Genomic DNA, 16,270 nt, shown 5'->3' with positions numbered 1-16,270 from the left:
TTCATGCTTGATGGACGATCAACTTGGAGGCGTCGAGAATCGAATCGACCACTGCATCACAATCGAGTTCATGGACATCGCGTCCTTCGTTATAGCCGTAGGGCACGCAGAAAATATGGCAGCCGGCCGCGCGTGCGGCGATGGCGTCATTCAGCGAGTCGCCAATCAGCAGCGCTGCATCGGGTGTAATGCCGAAATGTTTGCATGCATGCAGCAGCGGGAGCGGATCCGGCTTCTTCCTGGGCAAGCTGTCACCGGACAGCACGAGTTCGAAATAATCCAGCAGGCCCGTCGCGCGCAGCAGCGGCAGGGTGAACGCTTCGGCCTTGTTGGTGATGCAGACCAGGCGATAGCCATCCTGCCGGAGTTGATTGAGTCCATCGACCACGCCCGGGTAGGGACGGGTATGCACATGCAGGTGCTTTGCGTAACAGCGCTCGTAAATGGGTAGGGCCTGCGCGAACAATGCAGGATCCGGCTCGCCATCCAGGCTGTTGGTCAATGTGCGCTTGACCAGTTTGGGCACGCCTTTGCCGATAAAAGTTTGAATGGTCGCTGCCGGCAATGTGTCCATGCTCAGCGCCTGCAACATTTCATTGGCAGCCAGTGCGAGGTCCTGCGCGGTATCCAGCAAGGTGCCATCCAGATCGATGACAACCGCCTTGAGCGGAAGCGGGAACATGACCTGGAGAGACGGTTGTAGATTGTTATGGTTCATAAGGTTGACGAATCCGGATTAAGCCACTTTGGCCAGTTCAGCCCGCATGGCGGCGATGACACTATCGTAGCGGTGCGGATCACTGTCCTTGCCCGCGCCATAAATGGCCGATCCGGCTACAAAGGTATCCGCGCCGGCGCGCGCGATTTCAGCGATGTTGTCCACTTTTACGCCGCCATCGATTTCCAGCAGAATGTCGCGGCCGCTTGCATCGATGCGCTCTCTCGTCAGGCGCAATTTGTTCAACGCTTCAGGAATGAAAGCCTGACCACCAAAACCGGGGTTGACCGACATGATCAGGATCAGGTCGAGCTTGTCCAGCACATGGTCAAGATAGGATAGCGGTGTGGCCGGGTTGAAAACCAGGCCTGCCTTGCATCCCTGTTCCTTGATGAGCCCGATCGTGCGATCAATATGCCGGGATGCCTCCGGATGGAAGGAAATGATATTGGCGCCCGCTTTGGCGAAATCAGGGATGATGCGATCGACAGGCTCAACCATCAGATGGACATCGATGATGGCATCGGTCAGCGGACGGATGGCTTCGCATACCAGGGGGCCAATCGTCAGATTGGGAACATAATGATTGTCCATGACGTCGAAGTGAATGATGTCGGCACCTGCTGCCAGAACCTGGGTCACCTCTTCACCGAGCTTGGCGAAATTGGCCGAAAGAATACTAGGAGCAATACGATACATAATTTCTAGCCTCCGGGAAAAATACCGCATTTTAACCGCAAATGTGTGTGTGACGGAAATAATCCTGGCTAGTTGCGCTGAGCAGCGTGTGCCGGTCATGAAATAGATAACCACGAATGGACACGAATAAACACGAATGGTGTGGGTGGGTTTGTGGGGCGGTGGCTTGGCCATTCTAAGAGAGTGGGATTCGGATGGCTGCGGCCCGTCGGCGCCTGCATCCATTCGCGGATGCAATGAATCGCTGAATCCAGGATAATGCTACAGAGACACGGCCTGATCCATTGATTGCTTTCTTTTTTGATTACTGCAAAAATTTGTCCACATGATCCCCATTCAAACCTATATGTACCGTCGCCGCCGCTTGCTGGCACAGATGCAGCGGGGGGTGGCGGTGATTCCCACCGCTTCCGAGAAGCTGCGCAACCGGGATGCGCATTATCCCTATCGCTTCGATAGCGATTTTTATTACCTGACCGGGTTTCGCGAGCCTGATGCGGTGCTGGTGTTGATTGCCGCCGAGGACGAATCGGCTTCCCGGCAGATTTTGTTTTGCCGGGACAAGGATCCCGAGCGGGAAATCTGGGATGGTTTCCGGCATGGTCCGCAAGCCGCCCAGGAAATGTTCGGTTTCGATGCCGCGCATGCCATCAGTACGCTCGATGCACTTGCTGTGGAATTCCTGGCCGATCAGCCGGCCGTGTTTCATGCGATGGGGCAGGATCCAGCTTGGGATCAGCGGATAGTTGGCTGGATCAACCAGGTGCGCGGGCAGATTAGAAAAGGTGTGGCGGCACCGACTGAAATTCGTGATGTGCGGGCTCTCGTGGACGAAATGCGTTTAATCAAGGACGATTATGAACTGGCCGTGATGCGCGAGGCGGCCAGGATCTCGTGCCAGGCACACAGGCGCGCCATGCGCGCGGCATGCCCCGGCAAGCACGAATACGAGATCGAAGCCGAGCTGCTGCATGAATTTCGCCGGCAGGGCGCCCAGGCGCCGGCTTATGCACCGATTGTGGCCGGTGGAACGAATGCCTGCACGCTGCACTATGTCGACAATCATTCGCTGCTGCAAGCGGGCGATTTGTTGCTGATCGATGCCGGCTGTGAGTATGATGGCTATGCAGCCGATATTACCCGCACTTTTCCGGTCAATGGCCGGTTCTCTGGCCCTCAGAAAGCCATCTACGAGTTGGTTTTGGCTGCCCAGGCGGCGGCAATCGATGCCGTGCAACCGGGGAACAGCTGGGATGCGCCCCACCAAGCGGCACTGCGCGTCCTGATACAGGGATTTATCGATCTGGGCTTGTGTCACGGCAGCCTGGATGCCGTGATGGAGTCGGAAGCCTACAAACAATTCTATATGCATCGCACCGGGCATTGGCTGGGGCTGGATGTGCACGATGCGGGGGAATACAAGCAAGCAGGCCAATGGCGTCATTTGGTGCCAGGGATGACCTTGACGGTTGAACCGGGTTGCTATATTCGGCCTGCGGAAGGGGTGCCGGCCCATTTCTGGGATATCGGTGTGAGGATTGAAGACGATGTCGCCGTGACATCGGCCGGCCATGAAATACTGACACAGGCAGCGCCCAAAAGCATTGCCGAAATAGAGGAGTGGATGCAATGCACGACGATTACAGAAAAATAATTATCAGACGAGTTATATACGATAAGCAGGGGTACGCACAAGACGATCGGCCACCGGGTGCTTCCCCGGTCAATCGCTGGGCATTTTATTTGACACTGATACCGGTGGCCATTGTGGTGGTGGTGCTGGGTGCGTTCTTTTTCTCGATTGTGCTGGCGCTGTTCGTGGCGGTGGCGGCAGTTGTCGGTGCGCGGCTGTGGTGGCTGCGGCGCAAGCTTCGCCGCTCGATGCAGGCCCAGGGTGAAGATGGCGAGATTATCGAAGATGCGGAAATTATCGAAATCAAGGAAGACCACAAAAGCCACGGACGCCACTGATCGAGCTGGGCAAGCAGAATCATTTCCTGGATAGGCGTGACGCTGGCTGGTCCGAACGACAGCCAAACTGTTTCTATTGAGTGATCAACAGGCCTGCTGCACGATATCTCTGAGCAGGCCGAGCTTGCCATGAAAAAAATGTTCGGCGCCGGGAACCACTGTGACCGGCAACTTCTGAGGTGCGGCCCAGTTCAGGACGGTTTGGAGGGGCACGATTGGGTCACGGTCGCCCTGAATGATCACGACTTGCCTGGCATGCGTGCCAACAGGCGGTGCATGCAGCCGTTCCACCGAAGGCGCGACCAGTACCAGCGTTTGCGGATTCAGCTGTTGCGCGGCATGCACCTGGACGCCGCCGCCAAATGAGAATCCTGCCAGCAGCAAAGGTGTGTTGCCCAATTCGGCGGCGTAACGCTCGCGCATGGCTTGCGTGACGGCAATCACATCCTCGACCTCGCCCTGGCCTGCTCCGTATTGGCCTTCACTGTTGCCGACACCCCGGAAATTGAATTTCACGGTGAGGTATTGCCGCGCGTGGAAGGCCTTGCTCAGGATATAGACGATCTTGTTGTGCATGCTGCCATGATGCAGCGGGTGCGGATGGGCCACCACCGCCAAGCCACGCCAGGGCGCTTCAGGGCACGTGACGATAGCTTCCAGCCGGCCTGCCGGACCGGGGATGAATAATTTCTGCTCCGGGTTCATCGAAGAGGGGAGGCTGGCCAGTGCGGGCTCAAATCTTCAAACGTTCAACGACTTGTCCGTTCTGGAGGTGTGATTCGATGATTTCATCGATATCCTCCTGGTCCACATAGGTGTACCAGACTTCCTCTGGATAGACCACGATCACCGGCCCTTCGTTGCAGCGGTCGAGGCAACCGGCATTGTTGATGCGTACCTTGCTTCGGCCACTCAGTCCGAGCGCCTTGATGCGCGACTTGGCGTAATCGCGCATGGCCTGGGCTTGAAAATCATTACAACAGGGCTCCCCATTTGAGCGCTGGTTGACACAAAAGAAGACATGATGCCGATAGTATGTCATGGATTTTTTCTTGGTTGGCTTGTGCGAAGTGACATTGGGTATATTCAGCGGCCTGGGTGCCGTGGAACGCAAGTGTTCCGGTAGCGATTACTGGGTTTATCTAAAATGCGCCCGCAATTTGCCATCCGCCGGTTCTAAAAATAAATATTGGTCAACAGCAACGCCGCAATCAACGCCGCGAGCAAAGCCAGCAGCTTGCTTTGCCGTTTTTCCTGCGCGACCAGCTCGGTGAGTTTTTCTTCCAGATTTTGGGAGCGTTCCTGACCTAGATTATAGTGAATCAGGCGCGGGAACTGCGGCAATATGGTCGCCCAGTTGGGCGCCTCCTTTTGCATGTGGCTGATAAATCCGCGCATGCCGATTTGCTCATCCATCCAGCTTTCCAGAAAAGGTTTGGCCGTTTTCCAGAGGTCGAGATCCGGGTCCAGATCGCGCCCCAGTCCCTCGACATTCAGCAGCGTTTTTTGCAGCAATACCAGCTGGGGCTGGATTTCCACGTTGAATTGGCGCGAGGCCTGGAACAAACGCAGCAAGATGCGGCCGAAATAAATTTCCTTTAAGGGACGGTCGAAGATGGGTTCGCACACAGCCCGGATTGCCGCCTCGAAATCATCCACGCGTGTGTTTCTTGGGGCCCAGCCCGCTTCGATATGCGCCTGTGCCACACGGCGGTAATCACGGCGAAAGAATGCCAGAAAATTTTGTGCCAGATAGTTCTTGTCCTGGTCGCTCAGCGACCCCATGATGCCGAAATCCACTGCGATGTAGCGGCCATCATCGCCAACGAAAATATTGCCGGGGTGCATGTCGGCATGGAAATAACCATCGCGGAAAACCTGTGTGAAGAAAATTTCCACGCCCATGCGGGCCAGTTGAGGAATATCGATCTCTTTTTCGCGCAACGTGGCAACATGACTGATTGGTGTGCCGATGACACGCTCCATGACCATGACTTCCGGATGGCAGTAATCCCAGTAAACCTCGGGTACCAGCAGCAACGGTGAATTCAGGAAATTGCGGCGCAGCTGACTGCAATTGGCGGCTTCGCGGATGAGATCGAGTTCATCTTCCAAATGGCGGGCGAATTCCGAGACCACTTCGCGCAGTTTCAGACGCTTGCCATCTGGCCAAATGGATTCCAGCAGCCAGGCGCCGGTTTCCATCAGCGCAACATCATGATGAATGACCGGCGCGATGTCGGGCCGCAGAATTTTGACCGCTGCCCGAGTGCCGTCCTGCAGGACCGCGTAATGCACCTGTGCGACGGATGCACTCGCTACCGGTTTGCTTTCGAACTCCAGAAATACTTCGTAGACGGATCGGCCATAAACGGTTTCCAGCAGCTTGATCGCTTGTTCCGATGGAAAGGGAGGCACACGATCCTGCAGCCAGGCCAGTTCATCGGCAAAATCCTGCGCCAGCAGATCGCGGCGAGTGGAGAGCATCTGGCCGAATTTGATGAAGATCGGCCCCAGCGCTTCCAGCGCCAAACGCAGCCGGACGGCACGCGGCAATTTGAGCCGCGCACGGAATGGCAACAGTAGGGAAATCGCTTTGAGCGCGCGCAGACGAGTCTGGCTGAGCAAAATTTCATCCAGGCCAAAACGGAAGGCGACCAGGATGATTTTCAGGAGGCGGAAGAAGCGCATGAATAATGGGTTGAGTCAATAAGTTTGCGGGCGATGGATCGCGTGCAGCATAACGCTATGCCACGTCATGCAAAGCTTCATCGTTGATTGGCCAAGGATAAGCGATTTGTTTCAATTTGCGGTTTGTGCGGGATAGCGAGTGCATGAACTCTTGTTTCAAGCCGCGCAACCTGCTGTTGCAGCGTCTCAGCCCCGGACGCAAGTCGCTCAAGCTGGTTTCTGCTGGCGATCACGGGTTCTTCATCAGCAAGAAATCTGGCCAGGGCCTGCGAGACATTGAGCGCACTTTGCAGATGCCAGTGCAGCAGCCCTTGTCCTACTTGAACCGCGCGGTGGGACAGGGCATCACCGATGAGCATGCTTAAATCCGCTTCGATTTCGCTGGGCAGTATTTTACCCAAGTATAACAATGTTTCCGTCAGCGTTGGATCGCCACTTAGCGAGATTTCCCGGAACGCCTGCCTGTCGTTGGCCGCAAGCCGGCCCAGTAGATCGGGTGTGAGGGTCAATGTGGCAGCGGCTGCTTCACCATGGTTTGCGGAAACGACATGGCCATCGGATTCGATCCTGAAGTTGAGGGTCAGCAAGGATTCGATCGTGAGGCGCACGGATTGCCCTGCATGGGACTGCAGGCGCTCGCGGGCCCATGCCGTTTTGTCGATCAGACGGTTGAATGAAGGGGTCAGGATATGAGTCAGCATCGAAAATTACGGTAATTACCTACAGCATATGACCATCATGCAATGACCGGCAGGGCGGTAAACCTGTTGTGCATTGCATGATCAGGATCTGACGCGGCGGTTGCCTGGCGCATTGTCGTAGCGTGCGTCAGCGTGGACAAAAACGGTCATCCATTCCTTGCCAAGCCGGTTGACGATGACTTCCGAGAGCGAAATACCCTCTTGCCGGGCAAGATCAGAGAGTATCTGCCAGGCCTGATGCGTCAGGCTGATCGTGCGATGGGGCTGGATGCGTTTCAATTGCTCTTTCTGTTCCCTGGCGGTATTGATGGCGTCTTTAATCTGCCCCCAGTGCGTTTCATTCAGCCATTTCCGGCACCAGGCATTGAGGCTGGTGGAATCGGCTTTGGCCGCGCGATATTCCTGCTCAGCGATAACGCGTTGTGATTCAACCAGGCCGAGCCACTTTGGATCCTTATCGATCTGGCTATCGATAAAGGCTACCGCCGTATTTTTATCCTGTTGCCTAATAACGTAACAACGCCCCGTCATTTTATTTTCACTACCCGGTTTTCAAATGATAAAGAAAGCTGCACCTTGCGATATTACAAGCTAACCAAAATGCTTGGCAATGCAATTTGCCTGCCCATTTTAGCGCTTAATGGCGTCCTTCTGTTCCGAAAAAACAAAACCCTACGAGAATTAACACCTGTTTATCAGTTTAATCGGTGCGATATGGGCGCTTTCCATACAGTAAGCTGTCGCGAAAATTCAGATGGGAGTCTCTATGAGTACCGATTTAGAACAGTTTTACCAGATATTTTTTGAGGAAGCCAGCGAGCTGCTGGCCGAAATGGAATCACGCTTGCTCGGATTGGATATTCAGTCGCCGGACGCGGAAGATTTGAATGCCATTTTCAGGGTGGCGCATTCCATAAAGGGGGGCGCGGGTACGTTTGGATTTACGGATATGACGGAGATGACTCACATGCTGGAATCATTGCTGGACAAATTGCGCAAAGGTGAGCTCGAAATTCGCAGCGAGATGGTCGATGCCTTCTTGGAGGCGGGAGATGTTCTAAAAAAACAGCTGGATGGGCACCGTGGCCTGGATCAGGCGAATACCGAAGAAGTGGCAGCAGTCGCTCAGAAATTGAAACTGTTGATGGCGGAAACAGCCCAGGAACAAGCAGTGTCCGCACCCGTCGTGACTGAGCAGGAAACCGGGGCCGCACCCGCTGCAGACGAGGATTCAGCCGGACACAGTCTTGCCCAGCCACAGGTAACGCAGCGGGCTGCAAGCGAAGATGTATCCACCCAGTCTGCCGTCACCTATCACATCGAATTTGCCTGCGGGGATCTGGCAGAACGCGTCAAGCAAAAGCTGCTGCATGATTTGGCTTGCCAGGGTGTATTGGAAAATCTGACCGCCCCGGATAACAGCGATCAGTGTGTATTGCGGCTGACTACCCAGATGAGTGAGGAAGATACCTGGGAAGCGCTGGCCTTTATCGTTGACCCTGTCAGTCTTTCGATCAGGCGGGAGGCGGTGGCCTCTGCGGTCCAATCGCCGGGATCGGCGGCAGGAGAAGAGCGAAATGACGCAGCGCCTGACGGGCGTGAGATTGATGCCGGCCAGGCAGTCGGCCTGCAGAGTTCACAGTCACCTGCGGATGAGGGAGTTTCGAACTCTTCCGGGACCGGGACCGGGACCGGGAACGATGTATCTGCGGCCATTGACGCGGTAACCACCCGGGATGAGCCGCCTGCTGCCGATACTCCCGTCGGCCGCCAGTCGTCCAAGAAGCCAGCTGAGCCAGCCAAAGCGGCCAACAACGAGTCTTCATCGATACGTGTCAGCATCGAAAAAGTCGATCAGATGATCAATCTGGTCGGTGAACTCGTGATTACCCAGGCGATGCTGGCGCAGACCGCATCTCAAATCGACCCGGTCATTTACGAGAAGCTACTCAATGGCCTGAACCAGCTGGAACGCAATACCCGTGATTTGCAAGAAGCGGTGATGTCGATTCGCATGATGCCGATCAGCTTTGTATTCAGCCGCTTCCCGCGCGTAGTGCGGGATGTCGCTGCCAAGCTCAACAAGCAAGTCGATCTCAAGACGGTAGGGGAAGGTACCGAACTGGATAAGGGCTTGATCGAGAAGATCACTGATCCACTTACACATCTGATCCGCAACAGCCTGGATCATGGGATTGAATCACCTGAAAGCAGAGTCGCGAAGGGCAAGTCGGCCAAAGGTACGATTACTCTGCGTGCCTCGCACCAGGGTGGCAGTATCGTTATCGAAGTGGCCGACGACGGCGCAGGCCTGAATCGCGAAAAAATTCTGGCCAAGGCCCGCAGCCGCGGTTTGGCCGTCAACGATAACATGTCGGATCCGGATGTCTGGATGTTGATTTTCGAGGCCGGTTTCTCGACTGCGGATGCGATTACCGATGTCTCCGGCCGCGGTGTCGGCATGGACGTTGTCAAGCGCAATATCCAGGGGCTGGGCGGACGGGTAGAGATAGATTCTATTGCCGGACAAGGCACCAGAATATCGATACGCTTGCCATTGACCCTGGCGATTCTGGACGGACTGTCGGTGGCGGTTGGCGATCAGCTGTTTATCGTACCGCTTACCTACATCACCGAATCTCTAAAACCTGCTGCTGCAGATATCAAAACCGTCAGAGGCCAGGGCCGGGTGGTGCAAGTGCGTGGAGAGTATCTGCCGGTCATCGCGCTGCATGAGGTCTTTCATTTGCAACCCGCCGTGAATGAGATCCACGAAGGCATTCTCGTGATTCTCGATGCCGAGGGCAGCAAGGCCGCCATGTTTGTCGATAATTTGGTCGGTCAGCATCAGGTCGTGATCAAAAGTCTGGAAAGCAATTACCGCCGGGTGCAGGGCGTATCCGGTGCGACCATCATGGGCGATGGCAGTGTCGCCTTGATACTCGATGCGGTGGGATTGGTTCATGTCACCAAACAGAGAATGGTTGATGCTGCCTGACCGGGGAACGTTCATGAATGCTTGGCGTTTGGGTCAAATTCCTGCTGAAAATGCCGATTAAGCCTATTCCATTCTATGCATACACGAGGAGCAAGGAACATGCAGCAAACACAAGCCGCTAGCGCAAGCGAATCATCAAATGCGACCCCCAATTCTTCCAGCAGCGAATTTCTGACTTTCCGGTTGGGCAAGGAGGAATACGGTATAGAAATTCTGAAAGTCCAGGAAATTCGTGGCTATGACGCGATCACACGTATCGCCAATGCCCCGGAATTCATCAAGGGTGTGGTCAATCTGCGCGGTGTCATCGTGCCGATTGTCGATATGCGCATCAAATTCAATCTGGGCGAAGCGCATTACGACCAGTTTACGGTTGTCATCATTCTCAATTTGTCCGGGCGCGTGGTCGGCATCGTCGTGGACGGGGTCTCCGACGTGATCAATCTGGAGACCGAACAGTTGCGGGATACCCCGGAGTTCGGTGCGGTGATCGATACCGAATACATCCTGGGGTTGGGTACCGTGGATAACCGCATGCTGATTCTGGTGGATATCGAGAAGCTTATGAGCAGTCGTGAAATGGGTTTGTTGGAACAGGTGGGTGGGTGGGTGAGTAAGTAAGCAAACACATTGAAAAAACGGGTAATTATTCTATTAGTGAGTTACATCGAGTGTAAGGAGCAAGTATGTTGCAAAATATGACGATCAAGTCCCGGTTGGTTTTGATCATAGGCGTGTTGTCGTTGCTGCTGATAGGGATTGGTGCCATGGGGCTGTATGGTTTGTATCAATCCAACGCAAAACTGGAAACGGTCTACGAAGATCGGACTGTGACGCTGGCGGATCTGTCGCATGTGCTGGATAGCATGCAGCAGATACGCATACATGCGGTCATGGCAGCCAATTTGAGAAATACCGATGCCGCCCGTCAGCGCGCGGCATCAGTGGTGGAGGCTGATGCTGACGTTAATCAGCGTTGGCAGAAATTCAGCTCGACCTATCTCACCTCCGAAGAGCAAGCATTGGCTAACCGTTTCACCGAGCAGTGGAAAACCTACCAGGCATCACGCAACCATACGCTGAATCTGGCCATCAACGGTGATTTTGATGCTGCAACGGAGAATATGGTCAAGGATGCCGGCGGCAAGTTCGAGGCCGTGCATGATACGTTGTTTCATTTGGTTGAATTGCAGGAACGGGTCGCGGCGGAAGAGTATGCGCTCGCCCAGGCGGATTTTTCCAAAATGCTGATGATGACCATCGCTGTGATTGTGCTGGGTGTCCTGTTTGCGGGTGTGCTCGGATTTGTCCTGATCAGCGCGATCAGCCGCTCGATCAACCAGGCGGTCAAGGTGGCGGAAGGCATTGCTGGCGGTCAGCTGGATCAAAGGATAGAAGTGACCGGGCGTGATGAAATGTCGGTGTTGTTGCAGGCAATGCGCAAGATGGTCTCAGTATTGAATAGTTTTGCCGAAGCGCAGCAACAGATGAAGAAGCAGCATGACTTGGGCTTGATTAGCCATCGCATTCCAGTGGGACAGTTTCCAGGCAGTTATGGCGATATTGCCAATGGTGTCAATGAACTGGTAGCGGCACATATTTCGGTCAAGATGAAAGTGGTAGAAATTGCTGCCCGTTATGCGCAAGGTGATTTGTCGGTGGATATGGATAGATTGCCTGGCGAAAAAGCAAAAATTACCGAAACAATGGACAAGGTCAAGGCCAGCCTGCAAGCCATCAATGGCGAAATCAAGTTTCTGGTGGACGGCGCGGTGGCGGGCGATTTCTCGCGTCGCGGCAAGGCGGACAGGTATCAGCATGAATTCCATAAAATGGTCGATGGCTTGAACCAGTTGATGCACATCTGCGAAACGGGTCTGAAAGACATGATCCGCATCCTCGATGCCCTGGCCGAAGGCGATTTGACACAGAAAATCACCAACGAGTATCAAGGCATGTTTGCACAAATGAAGGATGACTCGAATATTACGGTTGCCCAATTGACGAGCATCATCGGCCAGATCAAGGAAGCGGCGGAACTGATCGGCACGGCTTCGAAAGAGATTGCCGATGGCAATGTTGATTTGTCGCAACGCACCGAAGAACAGGCAGCCAACCTGGAAGAGACTGCGGCCAGCATGGAGCAATTGACCTCGACCGTGAAACAGAATGCGGACAATGCCCGCCAGGCCAATCAGCTGGCGGCGTCGGCCTCGGATGTGGCAGTCAGAGGGGGAGACGTAGTCGGCCAGGTGGTGCAGACCATGAGCGCGATCAACGACAGCTCGAAGAAAATCGTCGACATCATCAGCGTGATCGACGGCATTGCCTTCCAGACCAATATTCTGGCCTTGAACGCAGCGGTGGAGGCGGCGCGCGCGGGTGAGCAGGGCCGTGGCTTCGCGGTGGTGGCGACCGAAGTGCGCACCCTGGCGCAGCGCTCGGCGGCAGCGGCCAGAGAAATCAAGGAGCTGATCGGCAATTCGGTGCACAAGGTCGAAGATGGCACGCTACTGGTGGATCAGGCAGGCAAGACGATGGAAGAGGTCGTGCTGTCGGTCAAACGCGTGACCGACATCATGGGCGAAATCTCGGCCGCCTCGCAGGAGCAGAGCCTGGGTATCGAGCAGGTCAACCAGGCGATTACCCAGATGGACGAAATCACCCAGCAGAATGCGGCGTTGGTCGAACAGGCGGCGGCCGCATCGGAATCAATGCGCGAGCAGGCGGATCAGTTGGCGCGCGCAGTGGCTGCCTTCAAGCTGGAGCAGGGCATGGGGCAGGCGAAGGCCCATCCTTCTGCATTTGTTGAACGGCGTGGTCCGAACCGGGCAACCAATGTCGAGCGGTTGCCGCATGCCAAGGGCGGCAGCAAAACCGCCAAGACCGGCAAACCAACAGCTTCAGCGCCTGCCAGAACCGGAACTGATGGAGACTGGGAAGAATTCTGAACAGTCGAGGGAATGGGTTAGCGTTTTATAGCGAAGAACTGAGTCAATACGGGAGACCATGTAATGCGGATCAACATGCCGATCACCAATGTAGGGAAGGAAATGAAGGATGGAGAATATCTCGTTTCCCGGACGACCCCCAAGGGTGTGATCAACTATATCAATCAGCCTTTTGTTGATATCAGCGGCTATACCGAGCAGGAGCTGATCGGGCAGGCGCACAATATTGTGCGCCATCCGGATATGCCACCCGAGGCGTTCGAGGATTTCTGGCATACGCTCAAGCAGGGCAAACCCTGGAGTGGCATGGTCAAGAACCGCAGCAAGGATGGTGGCTATTACTGGGTTTATGCCAACGCTACCCCGATCAAGGAGCAGGGCCGGATTACTGGGCATATGTCAGTGCGCAGCAAGCCAACCCGTGAGCAGATTCAGGCCGCCGAGAAGCTGTACCAGGAAATGCGCGAAGGGCGGGCAAAAGTGCGCATCGTGGCAGGCGAGGTGATTGCAGAGGGATTTTGGGGCTCGATCAGGCAAAAAATTGGTCGGGTCTCTCTGCGTGCCCGGATTGCCTTGCTGGCTACCGTACCTGCATTGGGTATGGCGGTATCGGTTTGGCTGATGCCGCAACATGCTGGACTGGCCTATGCCGGAATGATAATCAGCTTGGGCCTCGCGGGCGGGATGGCCGCCATGTTGTATCGCGCGATTCAGCAGCCGATCAATACCCTGATCGGGCATCTGGAAAAAATGGCACAAGGCGACTATACCACCCAGATAACGGTGGCCAATCATGATGAAATCGGCCGCCTGACAGAGTCCTTGAAGTCGATGCAAATCCGTGCCGGGATTGATTTTGCGGAAACCAAACGGATGAATATCGAGAATCTGCGTGTCCGCAACGCGCTCGATATCGCCACCTCGGCGATGATGATTTCAGATACTTCAGGCACTGTCATATTTATGAATCGTCTGGTGCGCAAAATCCTGGCGAGTACAGCCGACGAGACGGCTGTGTTAAGCAAGTTGAAACCGCGCCTGGCCGAATTGACGCAGCCCCAGCAAATCGACAATGTCAAGATCGGCAGGCGCACCTATTCACTGATATTGATGCCGGTCATGAACGAAGCTGGCGAGCGGGCCGGTGCGGCGGTCGAATGGCGAGACCGCACGCAGGAATTGACGGTCGAGAAAGAAGTGGTGGAGATTGTGCAGGCGGCCGTGGCAGGTGATTTTGGCAAGCGCTTGCCGCTGGATGACAAGGAAGGATTCTTCAAGCAGCTGGCTGAAGGCATCAATCAGCTCATGGCCACCACCTCCAGCGGATTGAACGAACTGGCGAATGTCCTGGGTGCGCTGGCAGATGGAAATCTGACCCAGCAAATGCGGGGCGAATACCAGGGCATGTTCGGCAAATTGCAGGATGATTCCAACGTCACGATTGCCCAATTGACGAGCATCATCAGCCAGATCAAGGAAGCGGCGGAACTGATCGGCACGGCCTCGAAAGAGATTGCCGATGGCAATGTCGATTTGTCGCAACGCACCGAAGAGCAGGCAGCCAACCTGGAAGAGACCGCTGCCAGCATGGAAGAGCTGACCTCGACCGTGAAGCAGAATGCGGACAATGCCCGCCAGGCCAATCAGCTGGCGGCATCGGCCTCGGATGTGGCGGTCAAAGGGGGGGACGTGGTCGGCCAGGTGGTGCAGACCATGAGCGCGATCAACGACAGCTCGAAGAAAATCGTCGACATCATCAGCGTGATCGATGGCATTGCCTTCCAGACCAATATTCTGGCCTTGAACGCGGCGGTGGAAGCGGCACGTGCGGGTGAGCAGGGCCGTGGCTTTGCGGTGGTGGCGACCGAAGTGCGCACGCTGGCGCAGCGCTCGGCAGCCGCCGCCAAGGAAATCAAGGAATTGATCGGCAACTCGGTGCACAAGGTCGAAGATGGCACCCAGCTGGTGGATCAGGCAGGTAAGACGATGGAAGAGATCGTGCTGTCGGTCAAGCGTGTGACCAACATCATGGGCGAAATCTCGGCTGCTTCGCAGGAGCAAAGCCTGGGCATCGAGCAGGTCAACCAGGCGATTACCCAGATGGATGAAATTACTCAGCAGAATGCGGCATTGGTCGAACAGGCGGCGGCCGCATCGGAATCGATGCGTGAACAGGCAGAACAGCTGGCGCGGGCAGTGACCAGTTTCAAACTGGAGCAAGGCATGGGGCAGGTAAAGACCCATGCGCCGGCATTGGTTGAACGGCGTGGCCCGAATCGGGCAACCAATGTCGAGCGGTTGCCGCATGCCAAGGGTGGGGGTAAACCTGGCAAGGCTGGCGCGCCAGCCAAAACCGGCACTGATGGGGAGTGGGAAGAGTTTTGAGCCGACAGGTGATGATACGGTATGGAGGCACACCAGAAGTTTGGAGATGACGCAGGGAAGATTCAGCCACGCATAATCATGCATGGCTGAATCTTCTGCCGGATGCTGTTCAGATACATCCTTGGATTTGGTACGTCCCACTTAACTTTTATAGCGAAAGTATCCTATGAGTGCAGAGCCTCAGTTTGAGCAAACCTCCCGTGAATACGCCTTTTCCTTGCGAGATTTTGAGTCGGTCAAAAAAATGATCTACGCCCGCGCCGGCATCGCTCTGGCAGATAACCGGCAGGAAATGGTCTATACCCGGCTTTCCCGCCGCTTGCGTATGACGGGCGCACAGAGTTTCAGCGATTATTTGCTGCGTTTGGAAAGCAATAGCGAAGATGAAGAGTGGGAGGCATTCGTCAATGCGCTGACAACCAATCTGACTGCCTTTTTCCGGGAAGCGCATCATTTTCCGATATTGGCCGAACACATGAAGAGGAAAAGAACCGGCAAGCTGATGAAGCTCTGGTGCAGCGCATGTTCGACTGGAGAAGAAGCGTATTCCATGGCGATCACCATGGTCGAGACCTTCGGTTCATTCAAGCCACCTGTGCGCATCCTTGCCACCGATATCGATACCAACGTGCTGGCAACTGCCCGCCAGGGTGTGTACCCGATGGAGCGGCTGGAAAGCATGTCCCAGGAGCGGATCAAGCGTTTTTTTCTCAAAGGCAGCGGGGGGCGTGACGGTTATGTCCGGGTCAGGCCGGAGCTGCTGGATCTGATTGCATTCAAGCAGCTCAATCTGCTGGGGGCCGCCTGGCCATTGCGCGGGCCTTTCGAGGCGATCTTCTGCCGCAATGTCATGATTTATTTCGATAAGCCCACGCAATACCGGATACTGCAGAAATTCATGCCCTTGCTTGATCCCGATGGTTTGCTGTTCATGGGGCATTCGGAGGTATTCCAGCATGCGGCGGATTTGATCAAGATTTGTGACCGCACGGTTTATAAGCCGGTCTCAAAACCCGCACGTTGAGCATGGGTGATTCTGTTACTTCGGAAGAAAAAAATGATGTAACTATTCAGCGAAAAAAATGCAAAAAGTGCTTGACAGGGTTTTTGTGTAAAAAAGCAAGATTACCGATACATTTGGAGTTGCCCGTCAGGG

The 16,270-nt window shown here is 55.1% G+C and carries 14 protein-coding genes; 7 read left to right on the top strand and 7 right to left on the bottom strand.

Translation table 11 applies throughout. The features are described 5' to 3' along the window. Position 1: 1 nt before the first annotated feature. Together BLV85_RS08435 and rpe are read right to left on the bottom strand one after the other, a co-directional pair. Positions 2-718, bottom strand: a complete 717-nt coding sequence (locus BLV85_RS08435; protein WP_090414219.1) for a phosphoglycolate phosphatase — start codon at positions 716-718, stop codon at positions 2-4. 18 nt (positions 719-736) lie between these two features. Continuing rightward, positions 737-1,417 carry a ribulose-phosphate 3-epimerase gene (gene rpe / locus BLV85_RS08430; RefSeq protein WP_090414217.1) on the bottom strand — a complete coding sequence of 227 codons (681 nt, stop codon included), beginning with the start codon at positions 1,415-1,417 and terminating at the stop codon, positions 737-739. 325 nt (positions 1,418-1,742) lie between these two features. Between rpe and pepP the strand changes: the two genes are divergently transcribed. Further along, positions 1,743-3,071 carry a Xaa-Pro aminopeptidase gene (gene pepP / locus BLV85_RS08425; RefSeq protein WP_090414216.1) on the top strand — a complete coding sequence of 443 codons (1,329 nt, stop codon included), beginning with the start codon at positions 1,743-1,745 and terminating at the stop codon, positions 3,069-3,071. After that, positions 3,047-3,388, top strand: a complete 342-nt coding sequence (locus tag BLV85_RS08420) for a hypothetical protein (RefSeq protein ID WP_090414214.1) — start codon at positions 3,047-3,049, stop codon at positions 3,386-3,388. Before pepP ends, BLV85_RS08420 begins: the two co-directional genes overlap by 25 nt. An 84-nt stretch (positions 3,389-3,472) precedes the next feature. Here the strand turns inward: BLV85_RS08420 and BLV85_RS08415 are convergent, their stop codons facing one another. The 5 genes from BLV85_RS08415 to BLV85_RS08395 all read right to left on the bottom strand — a co-directional run bounded on the left by BLV85_RS08415 (position 3,473) and on the right by BLV85_RS08395 (position 7,311). Continuing rightward, the gene (locus tag BLV85_RS08415) at positions 3,473-4,093 is read right to left on the bottom strand and encodes an alpha/beta hydrolase (protein WP_090414211.1); all 621 of its coding nucleotides are present in this window, start codon (positions 4,091-4,093) and stop codon (positions 3,473-3,475) included. Between the two features lie 28 nt (positions 4,094-4,121). Next, on the bottom strand, positions 4,122-4,430 hold the full coding sequence (locus BLV85_RS08410) for a (2Fe-2S) ferredoxin domain-containing protein (RefSeq protein ID WP_090414234.1): 309 nt from the start codon (positions 4,428-4,430) through the stop codon (positions 4,122-4,124). 134 nt (positions 4,431-4,564) lie between these two features. After that, a complete protein-coding gene (gene ubiB / locus BLV85_RS08405) occupies positions 4,565-6,079 on the bottom strand; it encodes a ubiquinone biosynthesis regulatory protein kinase UbiB (RefSeq protein WP_090414209.1) in 1,515 nt (504 codons plus the stop codon). 77 nt (positions 6,080-6,156) lie between these two features. Continuing rightward, positions 6,157-6,780: a ubiquinone biosynthesis accessory factor UbiJ gene (locus BLV85_RS08400; RefSeq protein WP_090414207.1), complete on the bottom strand. Its 624-nt coding sequence runs from the start codon at positions 6,778-6,780 to the stop codon at positions 6,157-6,159. Between the two features lie 81 nt (positions 6,781-6,861). Next, entirely contained in the window at positions 6,862-7,311 is a 450-nt protein-coding gene (locus BLV85_RS08395) for a hypothetical protein (RefSeq protein ID WP_176973979.1), read from the bottom strand. 235 nt (positions 7,312-7,546) lie between these two features. Between BLV85_RS08395 and cheA the strand changes: the two genes are divergently transcribed. The 5 genes from cheA to BLV85_RS08370 all read left to right on the top strand — a co-directional run bounded on the left by cheA (position 7,547) and on the right by BLV85_RS08370 (position 16,138). Further along, on the top strand, positions 7,547-9,778 hold the full coding sequence (gene cheA, locus BLV85_RS08390; RefSeq protein WP_090414205.1) for a chemotaxis protein CheA: 2,232 nt from the start codon (positions 7,547-7,549) through the stop codon (positions 9,776-9,778). 99 nt (positions 9,779-9,877) lie between these two features. Next, positions 9,878-10,399, top strand: a complete 522-nt coding sequence (locus BLV85_RS08385) for a chemotaxis protein CheW (RefSeq protein ID WP_090414203.1) — start codon at positions 9,878-9,880, stop codon at positions 10,397-10,399. A gap of 65 nt (positions 10,400-10,464) precedes the next feature. After that, a complete protein-coding gene (locus BLV85_RS08380; RefSeq protein WP_090414201.1) occupies positions 10,465-12,729 on the top strand; it encodes a methyl-accepting chemotaxis protein in 2,265 nt (754 codons plus the stop codon). A gap of 63 nt (positions 12,730-12,792) precedes the next feature. Next, complete coding sequence (locus BLV85_RS08375; RefSeq protein WP_090414199.1) at positions 12,793-15,114, top strand: methyl-accepting chemotaxis protein; 2,322 nt, start codon at positions 12,793-12,795, stop codon at positions 15,112-15,114. A 166-nt stretch (positions 15,115-15,280) separates the two neighbouring features. Further along, on the top strand, positions 15,281-16,138 hold the full coding sequence (locus BLV85_RS08370) for a CheR family methyltransferase (protein ID WP_090414197.1): 858 nt from the start codon (positions 15,281-15,283) through the stop codon (positions 16,136-16,138). Positions 16,139-16,270: the final 132 nt, after the last annotated feature.

This window comes from Nitrosomonas halophila (assembly GCF_900107165.1).
In the GTDB taxonomy this organism is placed as follows: domain Bacteria; phylum Pseudomonadota; class Gammaproteobacteria; order Burkholderiales; family Nitrosomonadaceae; genus Nitrosomonas; species Nitrosomonas halophila.
Note: the sequence above shows the minus strand (reverse complement) of the source record. Positions and strands in the feature narration are given on the sequence as shown.